This window comes from Pyxidicoccus fallax, assembly GCF_012933655.1.
GTDB lineage: Bacteria > Myxococcota > Myxococcia > Myxococcales > Myxococcaceae > Myxococcus > Myxococcus fallax.
On the sequence record NZ_JABBJJ010000364.1, the window covers coordinates 1 to 11,957 of the forward strand.

Below are 11,957 nucleotides of genomic sequence, written 5' to 3' on the forward strand. Positions count from 1 at the left end.
CCCCACCACTGCCCGCCTCGGTGCGTTGGAGTGCCAGCCCCGAGGTGTCCAGGGTGAAGGCGTCGAAGCGCACCTGATAGTCCGTGTTCAACCGCTGCCATCCGTCACCGGCAGCGCGCCCGGGGGCTTCCACGAGCCGCGCGTCCAGGGTGGCCGTCTCCAGCATGGCAAACGGTCCGCCCTCGCTGAAGGTGCAGCCAGTGGCTCCGGCCAGCAGCATCCACATGAGAGTCCTGAAGTTCATGGAGTCTCCTTCGCCTTGAGGGCGCGCTCCAGCAGGGTGACAATCTCCTCGATGTGCTCACGGTAGGACTGCCCCGCCCGAACGTCCGTGCCGGCGGGGATGCGGACGAACTGCGCACCGACCTTGTCCGCTACGAGCCGGACGGTGGTGTCCGGGTAGTACGACTCCTGGAGGACGAGCCGCACCTGGCGCGACCGGGCCAGGGAGATGACCTGCGCGACGTGGCTGGGGTTGGGCGGGATGCCCGGCTTGGGCTCGATGAAGGCCACCGTCTGGAAGCCCAGCCAGCTTGCCAGGTAGGGGAAGGACTCGTGGTAGGTGACGAGGGGCATGCCACGGAGGCTCGCCAGGCGCTTCTCCCAGCCGGCCCGGGCCGCCTCCAGCTCCGAGGTGAAGCGCTGGAGTCCCGCCGCGTACGCGGCCTTTCCCTCCGGGTCCAGCTCGCCCAGGCGTTCTGCAATCCCTCGCGCCACCCGCATCGCGGCGCGCGGGTCGTAGAGGTAGTGCGGATTGCCGCCCGGGTGGATGTCACCCATGCTCCGGTCCACGCGGCCAGCGGGTACCCCCAACCGCTCCACGAGCCGCGAGCAGTCGAGGAAGCCTCGGCCCCCGGACTGGATGCGGGCGTTGCGCGCCCCCGTCTGGAGCGTGCCCAGCCAGCCCACCTCCAGCTCCAGCCCCACCGCGAGCAGGAGGTCCGCCCGGTTGAGGTCCAGCACGAGGCTGGGCCGGGCATCCACGAAGTGCGGGTCCTGGGTGGGAAGCGCCAGGGACTGCACCGTCACGCGGTCCCCACCCACGGCACGGGCGATGGCGGCGAGGTCCGGAACCGTGGTCACCACCCGGAGCGCGGCCCGGGCAACCGTGGGCACGAGGCCCAGCACGACAGTCAGCAGCAGAAGAAATCGGGACATGGTTGCTCCGTGAGGTTCAGAACTGGTGGGCACCGTGAGCGCCTGCGAGGACTTCGAACTGGAGGAAGGCCGACCACCCCGTCTCCTCCCGCCACTTCGCCATGTCCGCCGCCCCTTGCAGGCGCAGGCGCGAGAACTCGGAGGGCCAGAAGGTGACGTTGGCGCTGATGCGCTGGCGCGTGTCCGTCCACTCGGGGTCCAGGTAGTCCACGGCCGCCTGGCCCTGGCCACCGTAGGCGGGCGTGCCGAACTCGTAGCGGGCTGCGGTGCCCCAGCGCTGCGCGAACTTCCACAGCACCTGGGCGTAGCCCCCACCGTCCTGGAGCACGTCATGGGGCACCTGCCGACGCCGGTAGAGGACTTCGGCCTGCAAGGCCACCACGGTGTTGCTGGCCACGGTGACGGGACGGAACTTGAGATACACGTCCGTGCCGAACACGTCGGTGCGGTTGCGATGGCCCGTCGGGTTGGGGCCGGTGGCGTAGGAGAGCCCCCACAGGAGCGACAGGTCATCGGACAGCGGGAAGAACTGCTTCACCGAGCCGGTGAGCTGGAAGTCGAGGGGCGTGCGCACCCCCAGGTCCCTGTCACCGAAGAAGCTGCGCGCGGTGGCTCCGCCCGCGGCATCCGTGGCCGAGCCGATGACCTCCACGAACCAGGGCAGCGGCGTGAGCCAGGACGCCTCCACGCCCAGCCCGCGATTGCCCTCACCGCCGAAGATGCGGCCCAGCATGAAGGGCTGGTCCGCGAAGTCCCAGCTATGCGGATGCGTGGGATTGATGCGGCCGAAGCGGGTAAGGAACTGCCCGGCCCGCACCTGGAGGTTGAGGGGCAGGTCCAGCGTCTTCGCATACGCCTCCTCCACCTCCACGCCGAACTGGCTGAAGACGATGTTGGCGTCAAAGCGGAAGTACGGGTCCACCGCGGCGCCCACGGACATTTCGAGCTGCTGGAAGTTGAAGCCCGTCTTCGTCGGGTCATGTGCCCCCGCCTGGAGCGGCTCCTCGTCGGAGAAGACGGCGAGCGACGCATCGAGGATGAAGGACAGGTCAGCGTTGAGGGATTGGACGGCTCCAAGCACCCCCGAGGAGGTGGCGGGAGCCGGCGAAGGCGTGGACGCGGGCAGCGTGGCCTGTGTGGCATCCGCGCCCAGGGCGGACTGGATTTCAGCCAGCTCTTCGGCGCTCAGCTCCGCGCCCGCGTCAGGCGCATCGGAAGCGGGCGGCGTTGGGGGTATCCCGGCATCCACCACGTCCCGGGGGGCGTCGGTGGGCACGGTGGACTGGGCAAAGGTGGCAGGAACGACGGTGAGCAGGCAGACGACGAGCACCCCGGCCTCCCGGGGTAGGGAAAGAAGCACGGCAGGACTCCACGAGCAGGACGTCCCGGACGGGACGCCAGTTGGGTTCGGACTCAGACGGCGGCGTGAACAGCGGTGCCCCGTGGAGGAGAAGCCTTCGGCGCCCGGATGAGCGCGGCGAGTGGCTCGAAGGAGCGTGCGTGTCGGGCGGGCTCCGGCAGGCGTGCCGGAAGTTCGCGGAGCAGCTCACGCGAGAGGCTGGTGAGGAGTCCCGGTTGGCGGGAGTCGAAGGGGATGGCCGGACACGGCTGGTGCGGCTGGCCCGGCACCTTGCCGGTGGCGGCGTGCACGCCCGCGCTGCCAGGGGCATGGCCAGGCGGGCACGACACCTCGCCGGTAGCGTCCTCCTCGAATGTTGCGTGCTCGGAACAGAAGCGGTGCACGTGCCGCTCGGCATGCACCGCCCATCCCACGGGCGAGGCCACCCACAGCGCGACGAGGAGCGCCGCGACGTGAGAGAGGCTCGGATGTCGTGCCCGGCGCGACGTCACCCGTTCACCCCTCCGAGGGCACCGCGGAAGCGGGGTGCGTGGGCGGCCGGCCAAAGCGCCGGAAGAGCACCGGCACCACCAGCATGTTGAGGAAGGTGGAGGACAGCAGGCCCCCGAGGATGACCACGCCCATGGGAGCTTGAATCTCATTGCCCGGCTCATCGCCCGCGATGACGAGCGGCACCAGGGCCAGCCCCGCGCACAACGCCGTCATCAGCACAGGTGCCAGGCGCTCCAGCGAGCCCTGCACCACGGCCTCGGCGAGCCCCTTCTTCTCCTCCGTCATCAGGTGCTCGTAGTGGCTCACCATGAGGATGCCGTTGCGCGTGGCGATGCCGAACAGGGTGATGAAGCCCACCAGCGACGCCACGCTCACCACGCCGGAGGTGAGCGCCACCGCCACCACGCCGCCGATGAGGGCCAGGGGCAGGTTGATGAGCGTGAGCAGCGAGTTGCGCACCGAGCCGAAGGCCACCACCAGCAGCAGGAAGATGCCCACCACCACCGCCACGCTCAGCCAGGCGATGGTGCGCGTGGCCTCCTCGGCGCTCTCGAACTGGCCGCCGTAGTCCACGTAGTAGCCCGGCGGCATGGACACCTCGCTGGCGATGCGGGCCCGCATGTCGTCCACCACCGCGGACAGGTCCCTGCCCGCCACGTTGGCCTGCACCACCATCTTCCGCTGCACGCCCTCGCGGCTGATGGTGTTGGGGCCTGACTCGCGCGTGAGGCTCGCCAGCATCTTCAGGGGAATCGGGGGCCCCACGGGCGTGTCCACCAGGGTGGCACCGATGGCGTCCACGTCCGCCCGCGAGGCGTCATCCAGGCGCACGGCGATCTCCACCACCCGCTGCCCCTCCAGCACGGTGCCCACCGTCTCCCCGGCGAAGGCCCGCTCCACCGCCTCGGCCACCTCGCCCGTGGTGAGACCGTAGCGGGCCACCGCGTCCCGGTCCGTGCGGATCTCCAGCTCGGGGATGTCCACCTGCTGCTCAATCGCCACGTCCACCGCACCCGGGGTGCTCTCGGCCACCTTCTTCACCTGCTCGGCGAGCGTGCGCAGCCGGTCCAGGTCGTCTCCGTAGAGCTTCAGCGCGATGTTGGCCCGCGTGCCCGACAGCATGTGGTCGATGCGGTGGCTGAGCGGCTGGCCGATGGTGACGATGACGCCGGGCACCTGCGTCAGCGCCTTGCGCAGGTCCTCCAGGAGCTGGTCCTTGCCGCGCTCTCCCTTGGACAGGTCCAGCCCCACGTCCAGCTCCGCCGCGTTGACGTCCTGGGCGTGCTCGTCCAGCTCGGCCCGGCCGGTGCGCCGTGCGGTGGACACCACCTCGGGGAAGGACAGCAGCACCTGCTCCACCCGCCGGCCCAGCTTGTCTGACTCCTCCAACGAGGTGCCCGGCAGGGTGACGGCGTTGATGGTGAGCGTGCCCTCGTTGAACTCCGGCAGGAAGGAGCGCCCGAGGAACGGGATGACGGCCAGCGTGGCCAGCAGCGCCAGGCCCGCGCCAGCGAGGATGGCCCGGGGCTTCGAGAGCGCCCACAGCAGCAGCGGCCGGTAGCGCTCCTTCATCCAGCGCAGCACGGGGCCCTCTTCCGCGCCCAGCGCCTTGGACCTCGGCAGCAGGTAGGCGCACAGCGCGGGCGTCAGCGTCACCGCCACCACCAGCGAGGCGGCAATGGCCACGATGTACGCCAGCCCCAGAGGGGCCAGCATCCGCCCCTCCAGCCCCGACAGGAAGAAGAGCGGGATGAAGACGAGGATGATGATGAGGGTGGCGAAGACGATGGCGTGCCGCACTTCCACCGAGGCCCGGAAGATGACCTCCAGCGCGGGCCGCCGCTGTCCTTCCGGCAGGTGCGCGTTCTCTCGCAGGCGCCGGAAGACGTTCTCCACGTCGATGATGGCGTCATCCACCATGGCGCCGATGGCGATGGTGAGCCCACCAATCGTCATGGTGTTCAGCGTCACGCCCAGCGCCTTGAGCACCAGCACCGCGGCGACCAGCGACAAGGGGATGGCGGTGAGGGAGATGAACGTCGCCCGCGCGTTCATCAGGAAGATGAGCAGGATGATGGCCACGAGGATGGCACCGTCCCGCAGCGCCACGGACACGTTGCGCACCGCCACGGAGATGAAGTCCGACTGGCGAAAGATGTTGCGGCCCACCACCATGCCTTGCGGCAGCGTGGCCTGCGCCTCGTCCAGCACCGCGTCCAGCCGCTCGGTCAACGCCAGCGTGTTGGCGTCCGGCTGCTTCATCACCGCCAGGATGACGGCGGGCTCCGCGTTGGCACTCCCCTCCCCACGCTTGATGCGAGGCCCCACCCGCACGTCGGCCACCTGTCCCACGGTGATGGGCACGCCCCCGCGGACCGTCACGACGGTGCCCGCCAGATCCTCCACGCCCTTCGCCCGCCCCACGGCTCGCAGCAGGTACTCCTGCCCGCCCTGCACGTAGAAGCCGCCGGAGGCGTTGTGGTTCGTCGTGCGCAGGGCGGTGGCCACCTGCTCGAAGGAAACGCCGAGCGCTTGCAGGGCCTCCGGGCGCAGCAGCACCTGGTACTGCTTCACCGCGCCGCCAATGGGCACCACCTGGGAGACGCCCGGCACGGACAGCAGCCGCTTGCGCAGCACCCAGTCCGCAATGCCCCGCGCCTCCATCATCTGCGCCTCGCGGCCCGCCGCGTCCTTCGCCAGCGCTTCCTCCTTCCAGGAGACGGAGAGGAAGAGAATCTCCCCCATGACGGAGGAGATGGGCGCCATGGAGGGCGGAGGCACGTCCGGCGGGAGCTGCGCGGCGACGAGCTGGAGCTTCTCGTTCACCACCTGCCGCGCGGTGTAGATGTCCGTGCCCCAGTCGAACTCCACCCAGACGATGGAGATGCCCACGCCCGAGGCCGAGCGGACCCGGCGCACGCCCGTGGCGCCGTTGACGGCCGTTTCAATGGGGAACGTGACGAGCGTCTCCACCTCCTCGGGCGCCAGGCCGTGGGCCTCGGTAAGGACGGTGACGGTGGGGGCGGTGAGGTCCGGGAAGACGTCCACCGGCATGTCCCGGGCGACCTGGATGCCCAGCACCAGCAGCAGCACGGAGGCGGCCACCACCAGCAGGCGGTTGTCGATGGACCAGCGAATGAGGCGATTCATCGTCGTCGTGCCCTCAGTGCGCGTGGCCGTGCTCGGGGATGGCCCCGGTGGCGGTGGACAGCTTCAGCTCGTAGGCGCCACGCGAAACGACGCGCTCGCCCTCCTTCACCCCGTCCAGCACCTGCACCCAACCGCCGGAGCGCACGCCAGGGCGGATGGCGCGTTTGAAGAAGGACTCGCCACCCTCCATGACGAAGACGGTGGGCCGGCCGTTGTCGTCCACCACCGCGGACTCCGGGATGGCCACGGCGCGCAGCGTCTCGCCCGTGTAGAGCGTCACCTTGGCGAACATGCCCGGCTTGAGGGCGCCATCGGGGTTGGGCAGCTCGAAGAGCACGGGCACGGTGCGCGTGGCCGGGTCCACCACGGTGCCCACCGCCACACGGCGTCCCGTCTGCTCGTCCACTGTGAACTCGCGCGAGAAGCCCGCCACCGTGAAGGATGCACCCGGCGAGCGCTCCACCTTGGGCGCATCCGCCTCGTACACCTTCGCCTCCAGCCACAGCCGGGACGGGTTGATGACGGACACCAGCCGCTTGCCTGGCTCCACCACCGCCCCCGGCGTCACGTCCGCGAAGGACACCACTCCCTCCAGCGGGGAGCGCAGCTCGAAGGTGGAGCCACCCGGCCCTCCCGCGCCGCTCTGCGCACCTCGGTACAAGGCGAGCTGGCGCTCCGCCGCTGACGCCCGGGCCGCCGCCACCTCCTTCGCCACCCGGGCCGCGTCGAGCTGCTTCTCGGGAATGGCCTTGGCCGCGAGCATCTCCTCCGCCCGTGTCACCTCCCGCTCGGCCAGTCCCAGCTCGGCACGAGCCCGTGCGGCTTCCATCTCCACGGTGGCCAGGTCCGTCGTGCCCGCCACGGAAGTGGGCACCAGCCGCACCAGCACATCGCCCTTCTTCACCGCCTGCCCCAGGTGCGGCACCGGCCCGCCCACGAGGACGCGCCCAGCCACCGGCGCTGACAGCTCCGCGGCCTGGCCCGCCACCGGCTTCAGCTCACCGTTGGCGCGCACTCCGCCCTGGAGCACGCGGGCTTCCGCGGGCGTGGTGGCGTACTGCGTCTTCCACTGCTGCTCCTTGAGGAACGGCACCGTGGGTTCGCCGGCCTCCTCGGGAGGAGCAGCGGCCACCGCGGCGGCCACGGTGGGGTGCACCGTCACCTTGCCCGCCTCCACCGTCCCGGCCACCTGCTCGCCCTCCAGCCGCAGGGTGAGCGTGGCCTCTCCGGGTTTCGTGGGCCGCACCTCCGGCTTGAAGATGCCGTCGCGCAGCAGCTTCTCCGCCACGAAGCGCTCCTCGGCGCCATCCGCGTAGCGAAGGGTGGCCGTCACCCTCCCCTTCGTCACCACCTTGAAGCCGTCCGGGTTGCGCGCGTCCGTGAAGTGGGCCACCAGCGGCGAGGGTTGCCCCACCATCAGCGACGGGTACTCCATGAACAGCTCCAGGCCGTCCTGGTACGCGGTGACGGAGAGGTCCGGACGCTCGGGCTCGGCGGCCTCCGGAGAAGGATGCGCGCCGCCTTCATCATGGCCATGGGCGGCCTCCCCCTCGTGGCTGTGACCGTGCTCCTTGCAGGACGCGGCGAGGACGCACGCGAAGGCCAGGGCGAGAAGATGCGGGCGGCTCATGGCTGGGCACTCCGGGGGGCGGCGCCATCCCAGGCGCCCGAAAGAAGGAAGAGATCTGCTTCGGCCTCGGCGACACCCAGGGCCAGGTCCACCGCTGTCAGCCGCGCCTCACGGGCGGTCCGCTCGGCATCCACCAGGACCAGGAGGTCCGCGCTTCCGCCCCGGTAGGCTGCGTGGGCGATGCGGCGCAGTTCCTCCGCACGGGTCAGCACGCCTTCACGCTGCCTCACCCGCCGCTCCCGCCGGCCGGCCACGTCCTCCAGCACCGTGGTGAGACGGGAACGGGCGGCATGCAGCAGGGCAGCACGGCGGGCCTCGGCGAGCTGCCGTCGTGCCTCCGCCTGGGCCTCCTGCCCCTGCCTCCGCTCGAAGAGGGGCAGCGGAATGGCGAGTCCCACCACGTACCCCGCTCCTGCACCCGGCCGCCCCACGTCGAGGAGCTGGGCCCCGGCGTTCACCGTGGGGTCCGGAATCCACCCGCGTGCCGCCCCCCGGCGAGCGGCTTGTGCACCTTGCGCCTCCAGCTCCAGGGCACGGGCATCGGCGCGGCGGGCCTCCAGTTCGGCCTGGAGCTGGCTTGCCGCGGGCAGGGAGCGCTCCGGAGCGAGGGGGCCCTGGAATGGGGGCAGCGCCTTCGCACCGGGCCCCAGCAGGCGAAGCGCCTCGGCCCGGGCTTGCCGCTCATCAAGGACGGCTCCGCTCAGCGCGTCCTCCACCGTCGCTGTTTCTGTCTCGATGCGTAGCCGGTCGTAGCCCGCGGCCTCCCCCGCCTGCTCTCGCACGGCAATGGCTTCCGCCAGGCGCCGCAAAGCAGACAGGGACTCCTCCAGGATGGCCCGCCGCTCCTGGGCCGCCAGTGCGGTGGCGAAGGTGCGGACCGCCTCATGCCGCAGCTCGCCCCGAGCCCTCGCAAGGCTCGCCTCGGCGGCCTGGGCTCCACGGACAGCGGCCTCGGACTCCAGGCCCAGGCGTCCGGAGAGCACCAGCGGGATGGAGACGTTGAAGATGTCCTGGCTCGTCCCTTCCGTCGCGCCGGAGGTGGCCTTCTCGCGCTGCCACTCCAGCGTGGGATTGGGCCACCGTCCCGCCCCGACCGCCGAGGCCCGGCCCACCTCCGCCTCTGCCTCCGCGATGCGCGCCTCCAGGCTCGCCGCCACCACCTGTTCCGCGTATTGCGCTTCGGTCAGCGGGCTCTGTGCCGCGGCACCGCCGGCCAGCAGCACCACCAGGATACTACTGGCCATAGTAGACGAGGGCAGAGAGCAGCGGAGCGTGCGCGTGGGCATGGCCGTCGTTCAGGCGAAGAGGTGGAGGGCGGTCTCCACCGCATGGTGGAGGAAGGCCGCGTGGAGGAGCGCGAAGGTGAGCACCCCGACGCCGGCACTCGCCGCGAACAGGAGTGCCCGGGAAGGAGCCGCCGGCCGCGCCTCTCCCTCCAGGAGGTGCCGCACGCGCTGCTCCAGCGCCAGCTTACCGAAGGCGGGGACACCGGCCACGGTGGACGCACGCCGCTGGAGCGCCGCCATCTTCACCAGGGCCTCGGCCACCACGGTTCCATCGCCGACCGCGAGCACCGCTTCCGCGTCGCACGCCTCCTCGGCCGCCGTCTGGTAGGCGGAGAGGAAGAGACGCGCCAGGGGCGGCGGAACGAAGAGGCCCGCGAGGGAGAGCAGCAGCGCCGCCAGCGGATCCCTGCGCCGCAGGTGGGCCTCTTCATGGGCCAGCGCTCCACGCAGCTCCGGCGGGGCCAGGGCTCCATCCAGGCTGGCGGACATGAGGATGCGCCGGTGAAGCACTCCGGCGGCATGGCACAGCCGGGGCGCTCCCGGAACGGCCACCACGGGGAACACGCCCGGACGCGAGGAACCCAGCGCTTCCAACGCGGCCAGCCGGGCCCGGGTCCGTATCACCCGCCACAGCAGCGCTCCCACCCGGAAGATGAACGTGGCGAGTGCCACCGCTCCCACCACCGCGAGCACGGGCCGCAAGCCCGACGAGTGCAAGATGCACAGGTGGAGATGGTGGCCATGGCTGCCACAGTGGTCATGACTCCAGCCCAGCACCGCGGACAGGGACGGGGCGGCGGCGGCAGCCACCACCGCCAGCGCCACCACGGCGGGCAGCGTGCCCAGGACGAAGGCCCCATCCGCCCGCAGCGCCGGGCGCAGCCGCAGCGCGGGCCACGGCAGCATGAAGACGCCCCCCACCAGCAGCGAGGCCAGCACCCCGACAGCCGCGGCCACCGCCGCGCACTCCAGGAGGAACGCCAGGGCCGAAATCATCGCCGCCCCCGCCGCCGCTCGGCGATGAGCTGCGCCAGCCTGTCGAGCAGCGATTCATCCACGTCGGCCGCCGCATCCACGAAGGCGGCCAGCGCCGTCTCGCCATGGGACTGGAGGATGTCCGCCGCGAGCCCGTCCGCCAGCGCCTTCTCGAACTCGGGCTGGGAGAGCGCCGGGGTGTAGCGCCAAGCCAGGCCGTCCTTCTCGCGCGCCAGCAGCCCCTTGCGGTGCAGCCGGTCCATCGTCGTCATGATGGTGGTGTAGGCCCGCTCCTCGCGGCCCGTCATCCGGTCGCACACCTCCCGGGCCGTGACGGGCGAGTGCGTCCAGACGACGTTCATCACGGCAGCTTCCAGCGTGCCGAGCGGCTCCCAGGTGCGCTTCTTCACAAGGGTCGGTGTAATCCTGGCCTGCTACTACCGTCAATAGTAATTGCCGCTACGTCGGCTCTGGCCGAGCTGGGGAGGAGGAACCGTGCCGGTGTCTCCACGTGTGAAGGGCGCGATGCTGGGGCTGTCCGCCGCGGCCCTCTTCGGGGTCAGTGCGCCGGTGGCCAAGCTGCTGCTGCCCTCCAGCACCCCCCTGGTGCTGGCCTCGCTCCTCTACCTGGGAGGCGGGCTGGGGCTGAGCTGCCTTGAAGCCTTGAGGCGGCTGCGCTCGTCCGGCGTCCCTGGAAGCGAGGCACGCCTCGGGCGCAAGGACGTGCCCCTGCTGCTCGGAGTCATCGTCTGCGGCGGGGTGCTGGGCCCGGTGCTGATGCTGGTGGGCCTGCAACGGCTCTCGGGCGTCGCGGCCTCGCTGCTGCTCAACCTGGAAGGGCCGTTCACCATCCTCCTGGCGCTGCTCGTCTTTGGTGAGCACCTGGGCCGCTCTGGCGCGCTCGCCGCCGGCTTCGTCATGGCAGGCGCCGCGGTGCTGGGCTTCCAGGAGGGGGAGCTGCACGGCGATGTGCTGGGCGTGCTGTCCCTGGCCGGTGCGTGCCTGGCCTGGGCCGTGGACAACAACCTCACGCAGCGGCTGTCCCTCAAGGACCCCATCGCGCTCGTGCGCACCAAGGCGCTCGGCTCGGGCACGTGCACGCTCATCCTCGCCTGGCTCACCGGACAGCCTCTCCCTTCCGGGAAGGTGCTGGGCGCGGCCCTGGTGCTCGGCTTCGCCAGCTACGGGCTTTCCATCGTCCTGGACGCTTATGCCCTGCGCCTGTTGGGCGCGGCACGCGAGGCGGCGTACTTCGCCACAGCCCCCTTCGTGGGCGCCCTGGTGGCGGTGCCCCTGCTCGGCGAGCGGCTGCGGCCCCTGGACCTGCTGGCGGGCGCGTTGATGGCCGCGGGTGTCGTGCTGCTCCTGCGCGAGCGGCATGGCCATGTGCACACGCACGTGGCGCTGGAGCACGAGCACCTGCACGTCCATGACGCGCACCACCAGCACGCGCATCCCCCCGGGATGGATGCCGCCGAGCCGCACAGCCATCCCCACCGGCACGAGCCCGTCACGCACGACCACCCGCACGTCTCGGACCTGCACCACCGCCACAAGCACTGACCGGGACACCCCTGGCCTGCCCCGTCTACTACTGATAATAGTAGATGGGGCTTCCAGGTCCGGCCCCGAGCGCAGACGCACGGTGACCTCTCTGGACTTCGCACCCACGGAGAAGCGAATGAAGTGGTTGTTCGGGATGGCGGTGCTGCTGGCGAGCCTTCCAGGCTACGCGCACGGGATTTCCGAGGCGGACAAGCAGGCGATGCTGGAAGGCGGTGGTGTAGCCCCCTGAAGAGTCGGACAGGCTCGTTCGGCTAGAAAGCGAGTCTGACGATGGAGAAGAAGAGCCAAGAGGGAGCCCCGGAGGGGGCCGAGGGGAGCAAGCGTCGCCGGCGGTACTCGG

8 protein-coding genes and 1 pseudogene are annotated in these 11,957 nt (G+C 70.9%); 1 reads left to right on the plus strand and 8 read right to left on the minus strand.

The genetic code is table 11. The annotated features are described in order from the left end of the window. From HG543_RS44685 to HG543_RS44720, 8 genes and pseudogenes are all read right to left on the minus strand, one after another. Positions 1 to 244 (minus strand): annotated as a pseudogene (locus HG543_RS44685) (hypothetical protein); the annotation flags it as partial. Further along, positions 241 to 1,158 carry a metal ABC transporter substrate-binding protein gene (locus HG543_RS44690; RefSeq protein WP_169351069.1) on the minus strand — a complete coding sequence of 306 codons (918 nt, stop codon included), beginning with the start codon at positions 1,156 to 1,158 and terminating at the stop codon, positions 241 to 243. The gene HG543_RS44690 and the pseudogene HG543_RS44685, both read right to left, overlap by 4 nt. Before the next feature lie 16 nt (positions 1,159 to 1,174). Further along, positions 1,175 to 2,518, minus strand: a complete 1,344-nt coding sequence (locus HG543_RS44695; protein WP_169351070.1) for a zinc-regulated TonB-dependent outer membrane receptor — start codon at positions 2,516 to 2,518, stop codon at positions 1,175 to 1,177. A gap of 495 nt (positions 2,519 to 3,013) precedes the next feature. Next, positions 3,014 to 6,160, minus strand: a complete 3,147-nt coding sequence (locus HG543_RS44700; RefSeq protein WP_169351071.1) for an efflux RND transporter permease subunit — start codon at positions 6,158 to 6,160, stop codon at positions 3,014 to 3,016. 13 nt (positions 6,161 to 6,173) lie between these two features. Then, positions 6,174 to 7,790, minus strand: a complete 1,617-nt coding sequence (locus HG543_RS44705; RefSeq protein ID WP_169351072.1) for an efflux RND transporter periplasmic adaptor subunit — start codon at positions 7,788 to 7,790, stop codon at positions 6,174 to 6,176. After that, positions 7,787 to 9,016: a TolC family protein gene (locus tag HG543_RS44710; protein ID WP_169351073.1), complete on the minus strand. Its 1,230-nt coding sequence runs from the start codon at positions 9,014 to 9,016 to the stop codon at positions 7,787 to 7,789. Before HG543_RS44710 ends, HG543_RS44705 begins: the two co-directional genes overlap by 4 nt. A 69-nt stretch (positions 9,017 to 9,085) precedes the next feature. Further along, on the minus strand, positions 9,086 to 10,072 hold the full coding sequence (locus HG543_RS44715) for a M56 family metallopeptidase (protein ID WP_169351074.1): 987 nt from the start codon (positions 10,070 to 10,072) through the stop codon (positions 9,086 to 9,088). Beyond that, the gene (locus HG543_RS44720) at positions 10,069 to 10,461 is read right to left on the minus strand and encodes a BlaI/MecI/CopY family transcriptional regulator (protein ID WP_169351075.1); all 393 of its coding nucleotides are present in this window, start codon (positions 10,459 to 10,461) and stop codon (positions 10,069 to 10,071) included. The genes HG543_RS44715 and HG543_RS44720 overlap by 4 nt, the downstream gene beginning before the upstream one ends. Positions 10,462 to 10,552: 91 nt before the next feature. On the opposite strand from HG543_RS44720, the gene HG543_RS44725 reads away from it, so the two are divergent. After that, positions 10,553 to 11,614, plus strand: coding sequence for an EamA family transporter (locus HG543_RS44725; protein WP_169351076.1), 1,062 nt, complete (start codon positions 10,553 to 10,555; stop codon positions 11,612 to 11,614). Positions 11,615 to 11,957: the final 343 nt, after the last annotated feature.

Bases quoted from the DNA above. Each gene is read 5' to 3' on its own strand.
- HG543_RS44700 (WP_169351071.1), bottom strand. From the start codon at position 6,160: ATGAATCGCCTCATTCGCTGGTCCATCGACAACCGCCTGCTGGTGGTG.
- HG543_RS44690 (WP_169351069.1), bottom strand. From the start codon at position 1,158: ATGTCCCGATTTCTTCTGCTGCTGACTGTCGTGCTGGGCCTCGTGCCC.
- HG543_RS44705 (WP_169351072.1), bottom strand. From the start codon at position 7,790: ATGAGCCGCCCGCATCTTCTCGCCCTGGCCTTCGCGTGCGTCCTCGCC.
- HG543_RS44715 (WP_169351074.1), bottom strand. From the start codon at position 10,072: ATGATTTCGGCCCTGGCGTTCCTCCTGGAGTGCGCGGCGGTGGCCGCG.